The organism is Streptomyces sp. NPDC003943 (genome assembly GCF_053605265.1).
The window spans coordinates 23,145-43,075 of the sequence record NZ_JBSGIW010000038.1 but is presented as its reverse complement, the minus strand read 5'-3'; the positions used below and the strand labels follow the sequence as shown (position 1 = coordinate 43,075).

The 19,931-nt window shown below is 73.0% G+C and carries 20 protein-coding genes; 8 read left to right on the top strand and 12 right to left on the bottom strand.

All coding sequences use genetic code 11. The features are described from left to right. Nucleotides 1-135: 135 nt before the first annotated feature. On the bottom strand, nucleotides 136-855 hold the full coding sequence (locus ACWEV0_RS17785; RefSeq protein ID WP_453150225.1) for an alpha/beta fold hydrolase: 720 nt from the start codon (nucleotides 853-855) through the stop codon (nucleotides 136-138). 55 nt (nucleotides 856-910) lie between these two features. On the opposite strand from ACWEV0_RS17785, the gene ACWEV0_RS17780 reads away from it, so the two are divergent. Genes ACWEV0_RS17780 through ACWEV0_RS17770 form a run of 3 tightly spaced genes read left to right on the top strand, consistent with a single transcriptional unit; the run spans nucleotide 911 to nucleotide 3,513 of the window. Next, nucleotides 911-1,519 (top strand): sigma-70 family RNA polymerase sigma factor, encoded by a 609-nt coding sequence (locus ACWEV0_RS17780; protein ID WP_453150224.1) that lies wholly within the window; start codon nucleotides 911-913, stop codon nucleotides 1,517-1,519. 57 nt (nucleotides 1,520-1,576) lie between these two features. Further along, nucleotides 1,577-1,933 (top strand): VOC family protein, encoded by a 357-nt coding sequence (locus tag ACWEV0_RS17775; protein ID WP_453150223.1) that lies wholly within the window; start codon nucleotides 1,577-1,579, stop codon nucleotides 1,931-1,933. Nucleotides 1,934-1,983: 50 nt separating this feature from the next. Next, nucleotides 1,984-3,513 (top strand): helix-turn-helix domain-containing protein, encoded by a 1,530-nt coding sequence (locus tag ACWEV0_RS17770; protein WP_451606388.1) that lies wholly within the window; start codon nucleotides 1,984-1,986, stop codon nucleotides 3,511-3,513. 85 nt (nucleotides 3,514-3,598) lie between these two features. Here the strand turns inward: ACWEV0_RS17770 and ACWEV0_RS17765 are convergent, their stop codons facing one another. The 4 genes from ACWEV0_RS17765 to ACWEV0_RS17750 form a co-directional block, all read right to left on the bottom strand. After that, nucleotides 3,599-5,152, bottom strand: coding sequence for an MFS transporter (locus ACWEV0_RS17765; protein WP_453150222.1), 1,554 nt, complete (start codon nucleotides 5,150-5,152; stop codon nucleotides 3,599-3,601). Between the two features lie 124 nt (nucleotides 5,153-5,276). Then, entirely contained in the window at nucleotides 5,277-6,107 is an 831-nt protein-coding gene (locus ACWEV0_RS17760; RefSeq protein ID WP_453150221.1) for an alpha/beta fold hydrolase, read from the bottom strand. A 33-nt stretch (nucleotides 6,108-6,140) separates the two neighbouring features. Then, nucleotides 6,141-6,542 (bottom strand): RidA family protein, encoded by a 402-nt coding sequence (locus ACWEV0_RS17755; RefSeq protein ID WP_453150220.1) that lies wholly within the window; start codon nucleotides 6,540-6,542, stop codon nucleotides 6,141-6,143. Further along, a complete protein-coding gene (locus ACWEV0_RS17750; protein ID WP_453150219.1) occupies nucleotides 6,539-7,843 on the bottom strand; it encodes an acyl-CoA dehydrogenase family protein in 1,305 nt (434 codons plus the stop codon). The genes ACWEV0_RS17755 and ACWEV0_RS17750 overlap by 4 nt, the downstream gene beginning before the upstream one ends. Nucleotides 7,844-8,203: 360 nt before the next feature. Between ACWEV0_RS17750 and ACWEV0_RS17745 the strand changes: the two genes are divergently transcribed. Genes ACWEV0_RS17745 through ACWEV0_RS17735 form a run of 3 tightly spaced genes read left to right on the top strand, consistent with a single transcriptional unit; the run spans nucleotide 8,204 to nucleotide 11,182 of the window. After that, a complete protein-coding gene (locus ACWEV0_RS17745; RefSeq protein ID WP_453150218.1) occupies nucleotides 8,204-9,931 on the top strand; it encodes an AMP-binding protein in 1,728 nt (575 codons plus the stop codon). A gap of 4 nt (nucleotides 9,932-9,935) precedes the next feature. Then, nucleotides 9,936-10,736 carry a PaaX family transcriptional regulator gene (locus tag ACWEV0_RS17740; protein WP_453150217.1) on the top strand — a complete coding sequence of 267 codons (801 nt, stop codon included), beginning with the start codon at nucleotides 9,936-9,938 and terminating at the stop codon, nucleotides 10,734-10,736. 38 nt (nucleotides 10,737-10,774) lie between these two features. Then, nucleotides 10,775-11,182 carry a hypothetical protein gene (locus tag ACWEV0_RS17735; protein WP_453150216.1) on the top strand — a complete coding sequence of 136 codons (408 nt, stop codon included), beginning with the start codon at nucleotides 10,775-10,777 and terminating at the stop codon, nucleotides 11,180-11,182. 4 nt (nucleotides 11,183-11,186) lie between these two features. On the opposite strand, the gene ACWEV0_RS17730 is transcribed toward ACWEV0_RS17735, so the two are convergent. The 4 genes from ACWEV0_RS17730 to ACWEV0_RS17715 all read right to left on the bottom strand — a co-directional run bounded on the left by ACWEV0_RS17730 (nucleotide 11,187) and on the right by ACWEV0_RS17715 (nucleotide 15,516). After that, nucleotides 11,187-11,579 (bottom strand): hypothetical protein, encoded by a 393-nt coding sequence (locus ACWEV0_RS17730; protein WP_453150215.1) that lies wholly within the window; start codon nucleotides 11,577-11,579, stop codon nucleotides 11,187-11,189. 55 nt (nucleotides 11,580-11,634) lie between these two features. After that, on the bottom strand, nucleotides 11,635-12,024 hold the full coding sequence (locus ACWEV0_RS17725) for a VOC family protein (RefSeq protein WP_453150214.1): 390 nt from the start codon (nucleotides 12,022-12,024) through the stop codon (nucleotides 11,635-11,637). Nucleotides 12,025-12,064: 40 nt separating this feature from the next. Further along, on the bottom strand, nucleotides 12,065-14,413 hold the full coding sequence (locus ACWEV0_RS17720) for a bifunctional salicylyl-CoA 5-hydroxylase/oxidoreductase (protein ID WP_453150213.1): 2,349 nt from the start codon (nucleotides 14,411-14,413) through the stop codon (nucleotides 12,065-12,067). A gap of 275 nt (nucleotides 14,414-14,688) precedes the next feature. Next, nucleotides 14,689-15,516 (bottom strand): enoyl-CoA hydratase family protein, encoded by an 828-nt coding sequence (locus ACWEV0_RS17715; RefSeq protein ID WP_451606412.1) that lies wholly within the window; start codon nucleotides 15,514-15,516, stop codon nucleotides 14,689-14,691. Between the two features lie 169 nt (nucleotides 15,517-15,685). Between ACWEV0_RS17715 and ACWEV0_RS17710 the strand changes: the two genes are divergently transcribed. Next, on the top strand, nucleotides 15,686-16,249 hold the full coding sequence (locus ACWEV0_RS17710) for an ATP-binding protein (RefSeq protein WP_453150212.1): 564 nt from the start codon (nucleotides 15,686-15,688) through the stop codon (nucleotides 16,247-16,249). Here the strand turns inward: ACWEV0_RS17710 and ACWEV0_RS17705 are convergent. Together ACWEV0_RS17705 and ACWEV0_RS17700 are read right to left on the bottom strand one after the other, a co-directional pair. Further along, entirely contained in the window at nucleotides 16,203-17,711 is a 1,509-nt protein-coding gene (locus ACWEV0_RS17705) for an amino acid permease (protein WP_453150211.1), read from the bottom strand. The two genes, ACWEV0_RS17710 and ACWEV0_RS17705, sit on opposite strands and share 47 nt — an antisense overlap. Nucleotides 17,712-17,873: 162 nt before the next feature. Then, nucleotides 17,874-18,707: an MBL fold metallo-hydrolase gene (locus tag ACWEV0_RS17700; RefSeq protein ID WP_453150210.1), complete on the bottom strand. Its 834-nt coding sequence runs from the start codon at nucleotides 18,705-18,707 to the stop codon at nucleotides 17,874-17,876. 299 nt (nucleotides 18,708-19,006) lie between these two features. Between ACWEV0_RS17700 and ACWEV0_RS17695 the strand changes: the two genes are divergently transcribed. Beyond that, on the top strand, nucleotides 19,007-19,435 hold the full coding sequence (locus tag ACWEV0_RS17695; protein ID WP_453150209.1) for a MerR family transcriptional regulator: 429 nt from the start codon (nucleotides 19,007-19,009) through the stop codon (nucleotides 19,433-19,435). On the opposite strand, the gene ACWEV0_RS17690 is transcribed toward ACWEV0_RS17695, so the two are convergent. Next, a complete protein-coding gene (locus ACWEV0_RS17690) occupies nucleotides 19,426-19,854 on the bottom strand; it encodes a nuclear transport factor 2 family protein (protein WP_453150208.1) in 429 nt (142 codons plus the stop codon). The two genes, ACWEV0_RS17695 and ACWEV0_RS17690, sit on opposite strands and share 10 nt — an antisense overlap. Nucleotides 19,855-19,931: the final 77 nt, after the last annotated feature.

Below are 19,931 nucleotides of genomic sequence, written 5' to 3'. Positions count from 1 at the left end.
GCCACGTCGCCAATCCGCTAAGGTAAGGCTAAGTTAGGTAACCCTTACCGCCAGACTGATGTCGGCGTACGGCAGCGGTGCGCCTCGGCAGATATCTCGATGTCGAGATAACTCTAGTACATCACCGGCGGTCGGTCATGCCCGGCAGGGCCCGAGAAACCCGGTCAGGGTCGCGACGAACCGGGCGGGGTCGTCCAGCCACGGATAGTGCCCGGCACCCGCCTGTACGTGGAATACGGCGTCCGACACGAGCCCGGCGCACTCCCCCACCGCGCTCGGCGGGCTGTTCACGTCGAACTCGCCCGCGAGCAGCAGAACGGGCGCGGAGAGCGCGCGGAGTCCGGCGCGAGTGGCGGCAGGCGTGTCGGCGTCACCCACGGCGGGGACCGCCCCCGCCTCGACGCTCGCCGCGTGATGCCGGCGGGCGGCGGCGTCCCAGCGGCCGTACCGGAAGGGTGCGACGGCCTCCCAGTCGGCGCCCGTGCCCGCGTTGATCGCCTCCAGGGCGGCGAAGGCCGCCGGGAACCACGGCTCGTGCGCGCGGCGGCGGGCGAGGTCGAGCCGGGTGCCGGCGGTGATGTCGATGCCGACGGCGCGGGTGCTCGGGGCGACGAGGACGAGCCGCTCGACGCGGTGCGGGTGGCGGGCGGCGTACCGGACGGCGGTGTTGGCGCCGGCGGAGTGGCCGAGCAGGGCGATCCGGTCGAGTCCGAGGCGGATGCGGAGGGCCTCGACGCCGTCGGCGGTGCTGGGCCGTTCGGGGAGGACGAGGGTGCGGTGGGCGGAGAGGCCGCCGAGGTCGCCGAGGTAGGCGGGGTCGCCGGAGCCGCCGGGGACACAGAAGAGAGGTTTCATAACCACGTTATACAACCTGGTTATGAGCGTGTCGAGCACGGTGTATAACAGGGTTATGGCAGCCGAATCGACCGATGCGCCCGAGGCCCTCGACGCGACGGACCTGACCGAGGAGCAGGTCGGGCAGATGTTCGCCGGGATGAACGAGGTCATCCGGGCGGGCGAGGAGATGCGCCGCCTGCGCGCCGAGATGATCCAGGCGCTGGCCGCGGCCGGCTGGACCCAGGACCGGCTCGCCCGGCTCGCCGGGATGAGCCAGCCGGCCGTCTCCAAGCAGCTGGCCAGACCCGGAGCCGGGGAGGCGGCGGACGTGTCGCTCGACCAGCACGACACACCCTGGCTCGAAGGGCGCCTGTGGGGGCTCGCCGAGGAGGTCTCGGAGGCCCTCGGCGACAGGGCCCGTTGCGCGCGACTGGTGCACGTACTGGCCCGCGGCCGGAAGCGGTTCACCGCGTCGAACGTGGACGCGCTGCGACGCCTCGTCGAGGAGGACCTGCGAGAGCACTCGGCCGAACCCCGGTTCGGCGCGTACCAGAAGGCGTACGACCGGATCGCCCGCGGCCTCGACGTCCTGGCCACGACGGACGGGAGCGAGGCGGGCCCGGCCTCGGCGCGCCGTGCGCTCGCCTGCCAGATCCAGCGGGTCCGCCTGCGGGAGGCCTGACCCTCGTACAGCCGATGCTCAATTGCCTCAATACGGACGGTGGCGGACTATTGAGGCATGTTCAGCGGCGCGCATGTGATCCTCTACACCCAGGACGCGGAGGCGGACCGGGCGTTCCTCAGGGACGTCTTCGGCTTCGACCACGTGGACGCGGGGCGCGGCTGGCTCATCTTCCGGCTGCCACCCGCCGAGATCGCGGTGCACCCGACCGAGGGGGAGCCGAAGAGCGAGGTCTATCTGATGTGCGACGACATCGCGCGGACACTCGCCGCACTCGAGGACCGCGGGGCGGAGGTCTCACGGCCCGTCAGCGACCAGGGCTGGGGCCTGGTCGGGGCCGTACGGCTGCCGAGCGGGACCGAACTGCCCCTGTATGAACCCCGTCACCCCATTGCTCATACTCCGTCACCCTGATGGCCCACCCCACCGCGAGCGTCATCTCATATCTGAGATAACGTGACGCCATGGCAGACGACTACCTCGTACGCATCGGCAAGCTCATCCGTGACGCCCGCCAGCACCGCGGCTGGACCCAGACCCAGCTGGCCGACGCACTCGGCACCAGCCAGAGCGCCGTCAACCGGATCGAGCGCGGCAACCAGAACATCAGCCTTGAGATGATCGCCCGAATCGGTGAGGCTCTCGACAGCGAGATCGTCTCCCTGGGTTACGCCGGCCCCATGCACCTGCGGGTCGTGGGCCGCCGCCGGCTCTCCGGTGCCATCGACGTCAAGACGAGCAAGAACGCCTGTGTCGCGCTGCTGTGCGCCTCCCTCCTCAACAAGGGCCGCACGGTGCTGCGCCGGGTGGCCCGCATCGAGGAGGTCTTCCGGCTCCTGGAGGTCCTCAACTCCATCGGCGTCCGCACCCGCTGGATCAACGAGGGCGTCGACCTGGAGATCGTGCCGCCGGCCGAGCTGGAGATGGAGTCGATCGACGCAGAGGCGGCCATCCGCACCCGCTCCATCATCATGTTCCTCGGCCCGCTGCTGCACCGCCTGGACCGCTTCAAGCTGCCGTACGCCGGCGGCTGCGACCTCGGCACCCGCACGATCGAGCCGCACATGATCGCGCTGCGCCGCTTCGGCCTCGACATCCAGGCCACCGAGGGCCTCTACCACGCCCAGGTCGAGCCGAACGTCGCCCCCGACCGCCCGATCGTGCTGACCGAGCGCGGCGACACCGTGACCGAGAACGCCCTCCTGGCCGCCGCCCGCCACGACGGCGTCACCGTCATCCGCAACGCCTCCTCCAACTACATGGTCCAGGACCTGTGCTTCTTCCTGGAGGCGCTCGGCGTACGGGTCGACGGCATCGGCACCACCACGCTCACCGTGCACGGCGTGCCGCAGATCGACGTCGACGTCGACTACTCCCCCTCCGAGGACCCGGTCGAGGCGATGAGCCTGCTCGCCGCGGCCGTGGTCACCGAGTCGGAGCTGACGATCCGCCGGGTCCCGATCGAGTTCATGGAGATCGAGCTCGCGGTCCTGGAGGAGATGGGCCTCGACCACGACCGCTCCGCCGAGTACGCCGCCGACAACGGCCGCACCCGCCTGGTCGACCTGACGGTCCGCCCCTCCAAACTGGAGGCGCCGATCGACAAGATCCACCCGATGCCCTTCCCGGGCCTCAACATCGACAACGTGCCCTTCTTCGCGGCCATCGCGGCCACGGCCCAGGGCAAGACCCTGATCCACGACTGGGTCTACGACAACCGCGCCATCTACCTCACCGACCTCAACCGCCTCGGCGGCCGCCTCCAGCTCCTCGACCCCCACCGCGTCCTCGTCGAGGGCCCCACCCGCTGGCGCGCCGCCGAGATGATGTGCCCGCCGGCCCTCCGCCCGGCCGTGGTCGTCCTCCTCGCGATGATGGCGGCCGAGGGCACCTCGGTGCTGCGCAACGTGTACGTCATCAACCGGGGTTACGAGGACCTGGCGGAGCGGCTGAACTCGGTGGGCGCGCAGATCGAGATCTTCCGGGACATCTAGGGATATCCGGGATCCGGGAACCTCTCGACCGACCGCACGGTGCCGGGCTGACGGACGTCAGCCCGGCACCGCTGTTCCGCCGCGTTCAGCCCGCGCCCGGCATCATCTCGCCGCCCCGCAGCCGTTCCATGTCCGAGGGGCGGACCTTGATCGCGATGACGGCGATCAGGAAGGAGAGGATGGCGAAGGCCGCGGCCACGATGAAGCCGGCCGTGACGCCGCTGGTGAGGACCTGGTCGCTCCAGGGTTTGGGGAGTTGCTGGGTCCGGGCGAACTGGGCCTTCTGCAGGGGGCCGGCCTGGGACAGGAAGGCCGGGACCTGGGTGTGGGCCTCGTTGCGGCTGGCCGTGCCGAAGACGGTGACCAGGATGGAGAGGCCGAGCGAGCCGCCCACCTGCTGGGTGGCGTTGAGGAGGCCGGAGCCGGCGCCCGCCTCGTACGAGGGGACGCCCGAGAGGGCCATCAGGGTCAGCGACACGAACATCATGCCCATGCCGGCGCTCAGGACCAGCATCGGTCCGAGGATGCTGCCGAGGTACGTGGAGTGGACGTCGGTCAGGGTCAGCCAGGACAGGCCGGCCGCCAGGAAGAGCGAGCCGATGACCATGAACGGCTTCGGCCCGTAGCGGGGCATGAGTTGGGAGGTGATCCCGGCCAGGACCGCGATGACCGCGCTGACCGGCAGGAAGGCGAGTCCGGCCTGGAGCGGGCTGAATCCCAGCACGTCCTGCACGAAGAGCGTGAGGAAGAAGAACATTCCGAAGATGGCCGCCGCGAGGCAGAGCATGATGCCGTAGGTGCCGGACCGGTTGCGGTCGGCGAACATGTGCAGCGGGGTGATCGGCTGCCGGGAGCGCCGCTCGATGAACACGAAGCTGACGAGCAGGACGACGGCCGCGCCGAACGAGGCCACTGTGATCGGGTCCCGCCAGCCCTCCTGCGCGGCGCGGATGAAGCCGTACACCAGCGCCACCATGCCCAGCGTCGAGGTGAGCGCGCCGAGCACGTCGAAGTGACCGGGGTGGCGCTCGGACTCCTTGACGTGACGAGGAGTCAGGAAGGCGATGAGCAGCGCGATCGGCACGTTCACGAAGAACACCCAGCGCCAGTTGAGCCATTCGACCAACAGCCCGCCGGCCAGCAGACCGATCGCGCCGCCGCCGGCCGAGACGCCCGCGAACACGCCGAAGGCCCGGTTGCGTTCGGGCCCCTCGTCGAAGGTCGTGGTGATCAGGGACAGCGAGGTCGGCGAGGCGATGGCCCCGCCGACGCCCTGGAGCGAGCGGGCGGCGAGCAACTGCCAGGACTCCTGGGCGAATCCGCCGAGCAGCGAGGCCAGTCCGAAGAGCAGCACGCCGAAGATGAAGACCCGGCGGCGGCCGAGGATGTCACCGGTGCGGCCACCGAGCAGCAGCAGTCCGCCGAAGGTCAGCGTGTAGGCGTTGACGACCCACGACAGACTGGTGGTGGAGAAGTCCAGTGCGCTCTGGATGTGCGGCAGCGCGATGTTCACGATGGTGATGTCGAGGACGACCATCAACTGGCAGGAGGCGATCACGAACAGGGCGATGCCCTTGCCGTCGCCCGAGTGCCGGGGGGCGGCAGTCTTCTGCGAGGTCGTCGGCTTGGGGGTAGTCATGACGCATCGCGCCCTCACCTGAGGGACCCGTGGGCCGGTCAGTCCACCTTTCGACCCTAAGCCCGCCCCCAGGACGTCACCAGTTGATCAAGCAACGGCCCCCGGCCGCCCCGGACAAGCCCTTTCAGCCCTCCGCGACGAAGGCGCGCAGCTCGGTCGCGAGCCGCTCCGGCTGGTCCTCCGCGATCAGTGTGCGGCTGTCCGCGATCTCCACGTACCGCCCCTTCGGCAGCAGCGCGGCGAGCCGGCGCCCGTGCTCGCGCGGCATCATCAGGTCGTCGGCGGCCCAGACCACCAGCGCCGGCCGGTCGAAGGAGCGCAGGCCCTCCGCCGCGCGCAGCAACTCGTCCTTGCGCACGGCGAGGTTGTAGCGGCGGAAGTCGTGCCGTACGGCCGGGTCGGTACGCAGCGGCTCGAGCCAGCCGTCGACGACGGCGTCCGGCACCGGCCGCCGGGTGAGCGCGCCGATGCCGACGGGCAGACGGCGCAGCGCCTTCAGGCCGAGCACCCGGGCCATCAGGGTGACGCCGCCGGGGATCCGGCAGGCCAGCGCGATCATCTTGCCGGGGACGCCGGGCGGGTAGTTGTCGAACGCCTCGCAGGAGACGAGGACGAGCCGGGCGAGCCGCTCGGGATGCCGGACGGCGACGGTCTGGGCCCGGCCGCAGTCGCTCTCGACGAGCGTCACCTCACGCAGGTCGAGCCGGTCGAGGAGCTCCCCGACCAGGTCGGTCACGGTGTCCGGCGACAGCGGTACGTCGGGCCGCATCGGGATGCGGTGCGAGCCGTACGGAAGGGTCGGCGCGATCACCCGGTGGCCGGGGGCGAGCCGGGCGGTGACCTCGCGCCAGACCGTGGCGTCGTGGACCAGGCCGTGGAGGAGGACGACGACGGGTCCGGGGCCGCCGGTGTCCTCGTACGCGATGGTCCCGGCGCTCAGCTCGATCTCCGGCATACCCCTCCGCCTTCCCCGTGCGTCACTCGTCCGTCACTCGTCCACGACCGCGAAACCGTCCAGTTCGACCAGGGCCTGATCGTCCCACAGGCGTACGACACCGATCACGGCCATGGCCGGATAGTCACGGCCCGCCAACCGGTGCCAGATCCGGCCGAGTTCGTGCGCGTGGTGGCGGTAGTCGGCGACGTCCGTGGCGTACACGGTGACCCGGGCCAGGTCGGCGGGCGTGGCACCGGCGTGGCGCAGGGCGGTGAGCAGGTTGGTGAGAGCGGTCTCGAACTGCTCGGGCAGGGTCTCCCCGATCACCTTGCCGTCGCGGTCGAGGCTGGTCTGCCCGGCGAGGAACACCAGCCGGCTGCCGGTGGCGGTGACGGCGTGGCTGAAGCCGCTGGGCGGGGAGAGCTGGGCGGGGTTGTGGCGGTGCAGGCTCATGCGCGGACTCCTGCGTCGTCGGGGGTGTGGGCGGGGGTCTGGGCGCGGGGCGGGGTGCCGTCGGGCTGGGCGGAAGCCTGGACCCCGGACCGGGCCCCGGACCGAACGCCGCCCCTTTCGCCGCCCCTTTCGCCGGCCGCCTCACCGGCCGTTTCGCCGGCCGTTTCGGCGTACCGGGCCGCGCCCCGGTACAGCTCCTTCGCGATGATCGTCCGCTGGACCTCCGTGGCTCCCTCGTAGATCCTCGGCGCCCGCACCTCCCGGTAGAGGTGTTCCAGGAGGTGGCCGCGCTGGAGTGCACGGGCGCCGTGCAGCTGGACGGCGGCGTCGACGACGTACTGGGCGGTCTCGGTCGCGAACAGCTTCGCCATCGCCGCGCGCCGCGGCACGTCCGGGTCGCCCCGGTCGTACGCCTCGGCCGCCGCGTACACCAGCAGCCGGGCCGCCTCGGTGCGGGTCGCCATCTCGGCGACCTGGTGGGCGACGGCCTGGAGGTCGGCGAGGACGCCGCCGAAGGCGGGCCGGGCGGCGGTGTGGGCGAGGGCGGCGTCGAGCGCGGCCTGCGCCATGCCGACGGCGAAGGCGCCGACGCTGGGCCGGAACAGGTTGAGCGTCCCCATCGCCACCCGGAACCCCTCCCCCGGCGCCCCGAGCACGTCCCCGGGCCCGACCCGCACGCCGTCGAAGACCAGGCTGCCCAGCGCGTGCGGCGCCAGCATGTCCAGGGCTTCGCCGCCGAGCCCGGCCCGGTCGCCGGGGACGAGGAAGGCGGTGACGCCGCGGGCGCCCCGCGGGTCGTCGCCCGTTCGGGCGAACACCGTCACCAGGTCCGCCTCCGGCGCGTTCGAGATCCACCGCTTCTCGCCGTGGAGCCGCCAGCCGCCGGTCTCCCGGTCCTCGACGGCCTCCAGGGACAGCGCGGCGGCGTCGGATCCCGCGCCCGGCTCCGAGAGGGCGAAGGCGGCGACGGCACGGCCCGCGACGACCTCGGGGAGCCAGCGGGCGCGCTGCTCGGGGGTGCCGAAGGCGGCGACGGGGTGGGCGCCGAGGCCCTGGAGGGCGAGCGCGGTCTCGGCCTCCGTGCAGGCGTGGGCGAGGGACTCGCGCATCAGGCACAGGTCGAGCGCGCCGGAGTCGAAGAGCCGGGCGAGCAGTCCGAGCTCGCCCAGGGCGGCGACGAGGGGGCGGTTGACGCGGCCCGGTTCGCCCTTCTCGGCGAGCGGGCGCAGCCGGTCGGCGGCGAGCCGGCGCAGCTCGGCGCACCAGGTGATCTGTTCCGGATCGAGCGAGAATGCGGCCATGGGGCCCTCTCCCGGGCCGGCGGTGCCGGAGCCCGTATCGGAAGCCGTGTCTGCAGGAAGCCGTATCTGTGTCGGAAGCCGTGTCTGAGTCGGAAGCCGTGTCTGTGTCGGAAGCCGTGTCTGTGGCGGGCCGTACCTGCCGGAAGCCGTATCCGTGTCGGCCGTACCCGTCGGAAGCCGTATCTGTCGAAGCCGTATCTGCCGAAGCCATATCGCGAACCGTTGACTGTCGTCACCATCACGATACGCTCCTTGGGCGACGGCCGACCCCGAAACCGACCGGACCGGCCCCCAGGACAGGCGCCACCGCCACGACAGCCACCACCGCCACGACGATCCCACCGACAGGGGGACGGACGCATGGAGCTGACGCCCTCGGCCCACCAGGACACCTTCGCCCGCGACCATCTGCCGCCCGCGGAGCAGTGGCCGCACCTGCTCTTCGAACTGCCCTCGCTCTCCTATCCCGACCGCCTCAACTGCGGCGCCGAGCTGCTCGACCGCACGGTGGAACGATTCGGCGGCGAGCGCGCCGCCTTCCGGGACGGCGAGGGCGGCGTCTGGACGTACGGGCAGCTGCGCGAGCGGGTGGACCGGATCGCCCACGTCCTGACCGGGGACCTGGGCGTGCGCCCCGGCAACCGGGTGCTGCTCCGCGGGCCCACCACGCCCTGGCTGGCCGCCTGCTGGCTCGCCGTGATGAAGGCGGGCGCGGTCGCCGTCACCGTCCTCGCCCAGCAGCGGGCGCGCGAGCTGGCCGTGATGTGCGAGCTGGCCCGCTGCAGCCACGCGCTGTGCGACGTGCGCGCGCTCGACGAGCTGGTCAAGGCCGAGATACCGGGGCTGCGCGTCACCCCGTTCGGCGGCGACGGCCCCGACGACCTGCTGACGCTCGCCGCGGCCAAGCCCGGGACGTACGAGGCGGTGCCGACCGCCGCCGACGACGTGGCGCTGATCGCCTTCACCTCCGGCAGCACCGGGCGGCCCAAGGGCTGTATGCACTTCCACCGCGACGTGCTCGCCGCCGCCGACACCTTCTCCGCGCACGTCCTGCGCCCGGAGCCGGACGACGTCTTCGCCGGCTCCCCGCCCCTCGGCTTCACCTTCGGCCTCGGCGGGCTCGTCGTCTTCCCCCTGCGAGCCGGGGCGTGCGCGGTCCTGCTCGAACAGGCTGGGCCGCAGCAACTGCTCGCCGCGATCGCCCGGCACCGGGTGTCGGTGCTGTTCACCGCGCCGACCGCCTACCGGGTGATGCTGGAGGAGCTGGACGCCCCCGGCCACGAGCAGGGACACGACCTCGGCTCGCTGCGCCGCTGCGTCTCGGCGGGCGAGAACCTCCCGGCGGCCACCTGGGACGCCTGGCACAAGCGCACCGGCCTGAAGCTGATCAACGGCATCGGCGCGACCGAGCTCCTGCACATCTTCATCTCCGCCGCCGACGGCGACATACGCCCCGGCACCACCGGCCGCCCGGTGCCCGGCTGGCAGGCCCGGGTCGTCACCCCGTCCGGACGCGAGCTGGCGGACGGCGAGCCGGGGCTGCTCGCGGTGCGCGGCCCGGTCGGCTGCCGCTATCTCGCCGACCCGCGCCAGACGGAGTACGTGCGCGAGGGCTGGAACATCACCGGCGACACCTACGTCCGCGAGCCCGACGGCTACTTCCGTTACGTCGCCCGCGCCGACGACATGATCATCTCGGCCGGGTACAACATCCCGGGCCCCCAGGTCGAGGAGGCCCTGCTCGCCCACCCCGACGTCGTCGAGGCGGCGGTGATCGGCCGGCCCGACCAGCTGCGCGGCGAGATCGTGGTGGCGTACGCGGTGGTACGGGACGGGGTGCCGCGCGACGGCACGACGGCGGCCGCGCTGCGCGCCTTCGTACGGGCCAGGCTCGTCCCGTACAAGTCGCCGCGCGAGATCGTCTTCCTGGACACGCTGCCGCGCACGGCGACGGGCAAGCTGCAGCGCTTCCGGCTGCGGGACGACGGGCTCCGGGACGACGGGCTCCGAAACAACAGGCTCCGGGACGACGGGCTCCGGAACAACAGGCTCCGGGACGACGGGGCCGGACCCGGCACTTTAAAGTGATCACGTGGCCGAGCAGCACACCCCCCGTTCCCTGATCGTCTCGCTCTACGGCGCGTACGGCCGGTCGCCGGACGGCGCGCCGCTGGCGGTGGCCGAGCTGATCAGGCTGCTCGGCGCGCTCGGCGTGGACGCGCCCTCGGTGCGCTCCTCGGTGTCCCGGCTGAAGCGGCGCGGGCTGCTGCTGCCGCGGAAGACGGCGGACGGCGCCGCCGGGTACGCCCTGTCGGACGACGCCCGGATGCTGCTCGACGACGGCGACCGCCGGATCTACGCCCGTGACGAGCCGCGGCTCTCCGACGGCTGGGTGCTCGCCGTGTTCTCCGTCCCGGAGGCCGAGCGCCACAAGCGCCATCTGCTGCGCTCCCGGCTCGCGCGCCTCGGCTTCGGGACAGCCGCGCCGGGCGTCTGGATCGCGCCGGCCCGGCTGTACGGCGAGACCCGGCACACCCTGGAGCGCCTGGAGCTGTCCCCGTACGTGGACCTGTTCCGCGGCGACCATCTGGGCTTCGCCGCGACGGCGGAGGCGGTGGCCCGCTGGTGGGACCTGCCGTCGATCGCCAAGCTGCACGAGGAGTTCCTGGACGCCCACGAGCCGGTGCTCAGGGCCGGGCCGCCGGCCACGCCCGAGGACGCCTACCGGGCGTATCTGCTGGCCCTGGACTCCTGGCGCCGGCTGCCGTACGCCGACCCGGTCCTCCCCCTCGAACTGCTCCCGGAGAACTGGCCGGGCACCCGCTCGGCGGAGGTCTTCCTGGCGCTGCACGAGATGCTGCACGCGCGGGGCGCGGAGTTCGTGCAACCGTGACGGGCCCGCGGGCCGTCCCCGCGGGAGTGAGCACACACATGTCCCGGCCGGTCTCCGGGTGGCAATGGCTGTCCTGGTGGGCGACGGTGCCCTTCGCGTTCGCCGTCTCCTACGGCGCGAGCGCGGTCACCGCGCGTGCGCGCGCCTACTGCGACGCGGCCTGGGAGCCGCCGCACCGCTTCGTCCATCTCCTGGAGCTGGCCGTCCTCGCGGGCGTCAGCGCGACGGTCGCCTTCGTGACGGCGATGCTGGCCCGCCGGGCGACGCGCTCCGCCTCGCGCCCGGTCCGGGCCTCGGCCCAGCTGGTCGCGGTGGTGGCGGTGGTGCTGACGATCGCCTGGCTGTACGTGGGCGCGCAGGCCACCCCGGACGGCTATCCGGGCGACTCGGGCCTGTGCCCGGCGAGCAACGTGCCACCGTGGTGGCCGGCCTGGCTGCCCGAGTGAGCCGCTAGAGATCCGGCCGGCTGAAGCCCGCCTGGTGGGTGTGGAGCGTGACGGTGGCCTCGGGCCCGCCGAGCATCTCCGCCTTCGCGCGCAGCCGGGTGACGACCGACGGGCTCGGGTGGCCGTACACGTCGATGGTGCGCAGGCGGATGTGCGCGCCGAGCGCGCGGAACCTCGGTCCGCCGAGTTCCAGGTGGAACTCGAGGGAGGCCGAGTCCGGGTGGACGGCGAGCACGGTCATCGTGGCCGCGGGCTCGTCGAGGTAGAAGTGGTAGGCGAGCAGCCGGGGCTCGCGCTCCTCGACGAACGCGGCCAGGTCGCGCATCCCGGCCCGCAGCTCGTCGAGTCCGCCCGCGCGGACGTCCGAGCGGTCGACGTAGTACAGCGGCTCGCCCATACCGGTCCGCCTCCCTCGTCAGCTCAATTCGTCGGCTCACGCCGTCAGCTCGACGTCAGCCCTTGTACTCGGCGATCTGGATCAGGTTGCCGCAGGTGTCGTCGAGGATCGCGACGGTGACCGGGCCCATGTCCACCGGCTCCCGCGTGAAGCGCACGCCGAGCGCGCGCAGCCGCTCGAACTCGGCGCGCACGTCGGTCACGGCGAAGGAGTTCACCGGGATGCCGTCGGCGGTGAGGGCCTCCTGGTACGCCTTGGCGGCCGGGTGCTGGTTGGGCTCCAGGACCAGCTCGACGCCGTCGGGGTCCTCCGGCGAGACGACGGTCAGCCAGCTGTGGCCGCCGAGCGGGACCTCGGTCTTCTTCACGAAGCCGAGCACCTCGGTGTAGAAGCGCAGGGCCTTGTCCTGCTCGTCGACGAAGATGCTGGTCAGGTTGATCCTCATGAGGTGCTCCGGGTGGTGCGGGGTGCGGGGGTGCGGAGGGTCACGGGTCCTTGCGGCCGGTCGGCGGGCGCCGGCTGCCCGCGCGGTACGGGTCCGGCCAGGGCGCGGCGGGGCCGGCGTAGCCCTGTTCGGCGGCTGCGTGCAGGGTCCAGTGGGGATCGTAGAGGTGGGGGCGGGCCAGCGCGCAGAGGTCGGCGCGGCCGGCGAGGAGGAGGGAGTTCACGTCGTCCCAGGAGGAGATCGCGCCGACCGCGATGACGGGCACGCCGAGGGCGGCGCGGATCCGGTCGGCGTACGGGGTCTGGTACGAGCGGCCGAACTCGGGGCGCTCGTCGGGGACCACCTGGCCGGTGGAGACGTCGAGGGCGTCGGCGCCGTGTGCGGCGAAGGCGCGGGCGATCTCCACGGCGTCCTCGGCGGTGGTGCCGCCCTCGGCCCAGTCGGTGGCGGAGATGCGCACGGTCATGGGCCGGTCGGCCGGCCATGCCTCCCGTACCGCGTCGAAGACCTCCAGCGGATAGCGCAGCCGGCCGGCCAGGTCGCCGCCGTAGCCGTCGGTGCGGTGGTTGGTGAGCGGGGAGAGGAAGCCGGAGAGCAGATAGCCGTGCGCGCAGTGCAGTTCGAGCAGGTCGAAGCCGGCCCTGGCGGCGCGCCGGGCGGCGGCGGTGAACTCCTCGCGCACGGCGGTGAGTCCGGCCCGGTCGAGGGCGTGCGGGGTCTGGTTGACGCCGGTGCGGTACGGCAGCGGCGAGGCGGCCACGAGGGGCCAGTTGCGGTCCGGGAGGGGCTGGTCGATGCCCTCCCACATGCGGCGCGTGGAGCCCTTGCGGCCGGAGTGGCCGAGCTGCACGCCGATCGCGGTGCCCGGTGCCTGCCCGTGTACGAAGGCGGTGATCCGGGCCCAGGCGTCGGCCTGTTCGTCGGTCCACAGGCCGGTGCAGCCGGGGGTGATCCGGCCGCGTTCGCTCACGCAGACCATCTCGGTCATGACGAGGCCGGCGCCGCCGAGGGCGCGGGCGCCGAGGTGGACCAGGTGGAAGTCGCCGGGGACGCCGTCCTCGGCGACGTACAGGTCCATCGGCGAGACGACGACCCGGTTGCGCAGGGTCAGTCCGCCGAGCCGGAACGGGGTGAACATCGGCGGCGTGCCGGGCGGGCAGCCGAACTCCTCCTCGACGGCGGCCGTGAAGCGGGCGTCGCGCAGCCGCAGGTTGTCGTGGGTGACGCGGCGGCTGCGGGTGAGCAGGTTGAAGGCGAACTGCTTGGGCGGGCGGTCGAGCTGGCCGGCTATCTCCTCGAACCAGCGCAGGCTGGCGGCCGCGGCGCGCTGGGTGGACTCGACGACCGGGCGGCGCTCGGCCTCGTACGCGGCGAGCGCCTCGGTCAGCCGGCCGGGCCGGGCGTCGACGTGGGCGGCGAGGGCTACGGCGTCCTCGACGGCCAGTTTGGTGCCGGAGCCGATGGAGAAGTGCGCGGTGTGGGCGGCGTCGCCGAGGAGGACGGTGCTGCCGTGCGACCAGCGGGCGTTGACGACCGTGCGGAAGGCGGTCCAGGCGGAGTTGTTGGAGCGCAGGCCACGGCCCTTGAGCGCCTCGGCGAAGATCTTGGCGCAGCGGGCGGCGGACTCGTTCTGGGCCTCGGCACCGTCGCCGAGCTCGTCGAAGCCGGCGGCGCGCCAGACCTCCTCGCGCATCTCGACGATGACGGTGGAGGAGTCGGCGGAGTAGGGGTAGGCGTGGAGCTGCATGACGCCGTACTCGGTCTCCGCGATCTCGAAGCGGAAGGCGTCGAGGGCGAAGTCGGTGGCGAGCCAGATGTACCGGCAGCGGTGGGTGGTGATCGTGGGCCGGTAGACGTCGGCCCGTTCCTCGCGGGTCCGGCTGTGCACGCCGTCGGCGGCGACGACGAGGTCGTGGGTGGCGGCGAGCCGGGCGGCCGGCGGCGCCTCGGTGCGGAAGCGGAGGCGTACGCCCAGGTCGGTGCAGCGGGCCTGGAGCAGTTCCAGGAGGCGGCGGCGGCCGAGCGCGGCGAAGCCGTGGCCGGTGGAGGTGTGCAGATGGCCGCGGTGGGCGATCTCGACGTCGTCCCAGTGCACCAGCTCCTTGCGGAGGGCGGCGTGGACGACGGGATCGGCGCTCTCGATGCCGCCGAGCGTCTCGTCCGACAGCACGACTCCGAAGCCGAAGGTGTCGGTGGGCGCGTTCCGCTCCCAGACGGTGACCTCGCGGGCCGGGTCGCCGCGCTTGAGCAGCGCCGCGGCGTAGAGCCCGCCGGGGCCGCCGCCGATGACGGCGATGCGGAGCGGTACGGCTCCGGGGCGGGGGACGGCGTGCCGCGCGGCCTCGGCGACGGGGGCGACCGTGGCCGCGGGGCCGACGCCGGCCGCCATACCTGCCTCGGTAGCGGCCGCGGTCCGTACCGCGCCGGTGCCGCCCGGCGCGGTACGGGGGCCAGGGGGCACCACGGGCAGCCCGGGCAGCGCGGGGGCCAGGTCCGTGGGTGCCGGCGGGGAGCCTGCGGGCTCCGACGCCGCGGGTCGTTCGGCGGGCCGGACGGAACCGGCGGACCCGGCGGACCCGGCGGACCCGGGCGGGCGTGCCGCAGGTCGCGTCGGCGCCCATGCGTGCACGGCCCCGTCCGGCGGCTCCACCGCGCCGCGCACGCTCACCGCCCCCGCCATTTCGCCGGGCGCTTCTCGGTGAACGCGGCGTGGAACTCGGCGTAGTCCTCGCCGTGCATGAGCAGCGCCTGGGTGGCCGCGTCCATCTCGACCGAGGCGGCCAGCGGCATGTCCAGCTCGGCGGTGAGCAGCGCCTTCGTCTGGGCGTGGGCGAGGGCCGGGCCGTCGGCGAGGCGGCGGGCGAGGGCGGCGGCGCGGGTGTCGGCGGCGCCTTCCTCGGTGAGTTCGCTGAGGAGGCCGATGCGCTCGGCCTCGGCGGCGCCGACGGGGTCGCCGAGCATGAGGAGCCGGGTGGCGTGGCCGAGGCCGACGACGCGCGGCAGGAGGTAGGCGGCGCCCATGTCGCCGCCGGAGAGGCCGACGCGGGTGAAGAGGAAGGCGAAGCGGGCCGTGGGGTCGGCGACGCGGAAGTCGGCGGCGAGGGCGAGGACCGCTCCCGCGCCGGCGGCGACGCCGTGGACGGCGGCGATCACCGGGAAGGGGCATTCGCGCAGGGCCCGCACGGTCTGCCCGGTCATCCGGTTGAAGTCGAGCAGCTGGGCGGTGTCCATGGAGAGCGTGGCGCCGATGATCTCGTCGACGTCGCCGCCGGAGCAGAAGCCGCGCCCCTCGCCGCCGAGGACCAGGGCGCGGACGGCCCGTTCCCGGGACAGCTCGGCGAGCAGGTCGCGCAGGTCCGCGTAGGCGCCGAAGGTGAGGGCGTTCAGCTTCTCGGGGCGGGCGAGGGTGATCGTGGCGACGCCGTCGTCGATCGTGAGGCGCAGGTGTCGCCAGCGTTCGGTGCGGGTCGCGGAGCCGGTGAAGGGGCTCATTTCGGGAGGACCTCCCTGATTGTGCGCGCGTACGGGTACGGCATCACCACCAGAGGGTATCACTCATCTGTGACCACCGTCACGAGTACGCAATAAGCGCGACCCGGGGCGCGTGGCCGCCGGCCGAAGGTCCCGGACCCTGGTCCCCGTCGGAACGGGCGACCGCCCCATGGAACGAGATGTACGACTCCGTAAGGTTGAAACCAGGACATCACCCTCGCCCGCCCCCACACCGAGCCCGAACGGACCCCCCGCCGTGTTCGAAGTCCCCGCTCCCCCCGCTCCCCCCGCCACCTCGTGGCGCCTCACCCTCCCCCACACCACCGCCGCCGTGCCGCTCGCCCGCGCTCTCGTCCGCTCCGCCCTCACCGAGATCGAGGGCCCCGAGCAGGCCGCAGCCGACCGCTACACGGCCGAGCTGCTCACCTCCGAGCTGGTCGCCAACGCCGTCGAGCACACCCCGGGTGACGGCCCGATCGAACTCGTCGTCGAGCTGTTGCCGACCTCCGGCGGCTGCCAGATCGAGGTCCACGACGGCCATCCCGCCGTTCCCGGCGATCTGGTCTGCCCCGATCCGGCCGGTCCGGTCGACCCCTGGCAGGAGCACGGCCGCGGTCTGCTCCTGATCCGCGCGCTGAGCAGCGACTGCGGGCACCGCCCCACCGCGCACGGCAAGGCGGTCTGGTTCACGCTCCCGGCCGTACCGCCTCAGCGTCGGCCTCCGGAGCGGTGACCGCGACGGCCCGGGCAGCCGGGCCCGCGCCGGCCTCCGCAGCCGGGATCACGACGGCCTCGGCGGCCACGTCCGGGCCGAACCGCGAGTGGCGCCGCCCGTACCCCGCGTAGACGAGCGCTCCGACCACCAGGAAGGCCGCGAACTCCAGCCAGGTCGTCCAGCCGGTCCCCCAGATCAGGTACCCGCAGAACCCGACGCCGAGCAGCGGGCTGAGCGGATAGAGCGGGACGCGGAAGGAGCGCGGCAGCTCCGGGTCGCGGCGGCGCAGCGCGATCACGGCGATGTTGACGACGGCCATGACCGCGAGGGTGCCGATGGTGGTGAGGTCGACGACGGCGTCGAGCGAGGCGAAGGCCGCCGGGACCGCGAAGACCGCGGCGACGATCCAGGTGTTGGCGACGGGCGTGGCGCTGCGCGGCGAGACCTTCTCGAAGACCCCGGGCACGAGGCCGTCGCGGGACATCGACAGCAGGATCCGGGTCTGCCCGTACATCACGGCGAGCACGACGGAGGCGATGGCGACGACCGCGCCGAAGGCGATGATCCCGCCGCCGACCGTCGAGTGGGTGACCTGGTCGACGACGAGCGAGAGCGCGGCCGGCTTGTCGCCGACGGCGTCCGCGCCGAGCGCCCCGATCGCGGAGAGCGCGACGGCGCCGTAGAGCAGGGTGACCACGCCGATGCAGATGAGGATCGCGAGCGGGATGGTGCGGCGCGGGTTCTTCACCTCCTCGCCGGCGGTGGTGATCGCGTCGAAGCCGATGTACGAGAAGAAGGCGACGGACGCGCCGGCGGTGATGCCGGCCGTGCCGTGGGTCGCGAACGGGGAGAGGTGGCCGGCCCGGAAGGCGCTGAAGCCGATCGCGCAGAAGACGATCAGGATCGCGATCTTGAGCACGGCCATGGCGGCGGTCGCCCGGGCGCTCTCCCGCACCCCGCGGACCAGGAGCAGGGCGGCGAGCGCGATGACGATCACGGCCGGCAGGTTGACCACGCCGCCGTCGGCCGGCCCGGCGGAGAGCGCGGCGGGCAGGTGGTGGCCGACGAGGCTGTCGAGCAGCTCGTTCAGGTACTGGCTCCAGCCGACCGCGACGGCGGAGACGGAGACGCCGTACTCCAGGAGCAGGCACCAGCCGACGAGGAAGGCGACCCGCTCGCCGAGGCTCGCGTAGGCGAAGGAGTACGAGGAGCCGGACACCGGGATCGCGCTGCCCAGCTCCGCGAAGGAGAAGGCGGTGAACACGCAGGTGAGCGCGGCGAGCACGAAGGAGACCACCACGGCGGGCCCGGCCTCGGCGACGCTGTCGGAGAGCCCGACGAAGATGCCGGTGCCGACGATGGCGCCGATGCCGAAGCACACCAGCTGGAACAGCCCCATGGTGCGCTTCAGGCCGTGGCCTTCGAGGTCGGCACCGGACTCGGCGAGCAGCCGCTGCGGGGATTTGATCCGCGAGGACATGGGGTTGGTTCTCATCTCTTGTCGTGCAGGCTCGCTCATGCGGGGTGTGCATGCGAGAGGGGGGTCCGGGCGTTTTGCACCCGGACCCCCCTGAATAAGGCGATGGTAAGCCTCACCGCGCATATTCACCCAATCGGCGGCATTCCCATGCCCTGCCCCGCCCTAGGCCCCGTAGCGGGCGAACTCCCACGGGTCGTGCGCCGAGAACACCTCCACCTCGTCACCGTGGTCACGGACCAGTTCGCGTAGCCGGGCCTGGGTGCCGAGCCGCAGGTCGCGGTGGACCTCGGAGCGGGTCTGCACGACGTCCATCAGCGGATGCGGCTCCTTCGCGTCCGCCATCTCGCGGTGGTAGTAGTACGCGTCGCCGCAGTGCAGCAACCAGCGGCCGGCCGCCTCGTCGCGCACGGCCACCCCGGCATGGCCGGCGGTGTGGCCGCCGAGCGGGACGAGCCGGATCCCGGACGGCAGGCCCTGCAGGCGTACGGAGTCGAAGCCGAACCAGTCGTCGGAGGGGTCGGCCGGGTCGGCGCGGCCGGGCTCGTAGGTGACCCAGTCGGGCTCGTGCGCCCAGTGCGCCGGGCGGTAGCGGTAGCTCGGGGCCTCGGCGCGCGCGGCCGTGAGTTCGGGGGCGAGCAGATGCACCTTGGCGTCGGGGAAGTCGGGCAGGCCGCCGCAGTGGTCCACGTCCAGGTGGGTCACGACGACGTGCCGCACGTCGGCGGGCGCGTACCCGAGCCGGGCGACCTGGCGGACGGCCGTCTCCTCCTCGTCGAGCGCGGGCGCCGCCATCGCGACCCAGTCGGCGCCCAGGGTGCCCTCGGGATCGCGGACGTCGCCGAGGCCGAGTCCGGTCTCGACCAGGACGAGCCCGGCGGACTCGGTCTCCACGAGGAGACAGTGGTTGACGGCGGGAGCGGAGGCCGGGCCGTCGTAGGTGGGGTCGATGGTGCGGACCGAGCCGCAGTTCAGGTGGTGGACCTTCGTGACGTTCATGACGGGTAGGCTGCGACTTGAACCGCGCTTCAAGTCAAGGGACGCGTCCCGGGCACGGTCGGCGGCGGGGACCGAGGCAGGGCCCGAGGCAGGGTCGGCGGCCGGGACCGGGTCGGTGGCCGGGACCGGGTCCGGGTCGGGGTCGGGGTCGGTGGCCGGGACCGGGTCCGGGTCGGGGTCGGTGGCCGGGACCGGGTCCGGGTCGGGGTCGGGGTCGGTGGCCGGGACCGGGTCTGGGTCGGGGTCGGTAGCCGGGACCGGGTCCGGGTGCGTGGCAGCTGAGGGACGGGGGATCGACCGTGGACGAAGGACTGCTGGACATCGCCGAGGTCGCGGAGCGCAGCGGCCTCGCGCCCTCGGCGCTGCGCTTCTACGAGAAGAAGGGGCTGATCGCGCCGGCCGGCCGCAACGGCCTGCGCCGCACCTACCACCCGGACGTCCTGGAGCGCCTCGCCCTGATCACCTGCGCGCGCAGCGCGGGGTTCTCGGTCGCCGAGGTGAGCCGCTTCATGGTGGCGCGGCCGTCCGACGCGGACCTGCGGGTCCGGATGACCGCCAAGGCCGACGACCTCGACGAGCAGATCGGCCGGCTCACCCGGCTCCGCGACAGCCTGCGCCACGCGGCCGTCTGCGACCACGAACCGATCGTCGACTGCCCCGACTTCAAGCGGGCGGTCGGCAACGTGCCGCAGGCGGCCGCGCCCCGGACCGCGGGACGTCAGCGGTAGAAGGTCCGGCCGGTGGCGCCGGAGGACACCGACCACACCTCGGTTATGAGCCCGCCGGTGATCCGGAGGGTGTCGGTCCCGCTCCTGGCGACGGTCCCGCCGTCCTCGCCGGTGAAGCTCGCGAGGTACGGCCGGGCCACCAGGCCGGTCGGTGCGCCGTCCACCAGGGCGAGGTCCACCACCGCCTCGCCCTCGGCAGCGAACCGCAGATCCTTGCGGCTGCGGCGCCATGCCCCGACGATCTCCGCGAGCCCGGCCGGAGTGCGGACGGCGTCGAACGCCTCCGTGTTCGCCTGGGCGTAGCGGAGGGTGAAGTCCGGCGCCATGATCTTCTCGGCGAGCTCCAGCTCACCGTTCCACAAGGCCGTCCACTGCGCGTAGATGTCGACACCGAGGCGTCGCAGGTCGTCGCCGCTCATCAAGTCCCCCTGTTCGTAGCGGTTGCTGACACTCACGAACGTAACAGGGGGGTCTGACAACGGGCCTCCGTCGGACG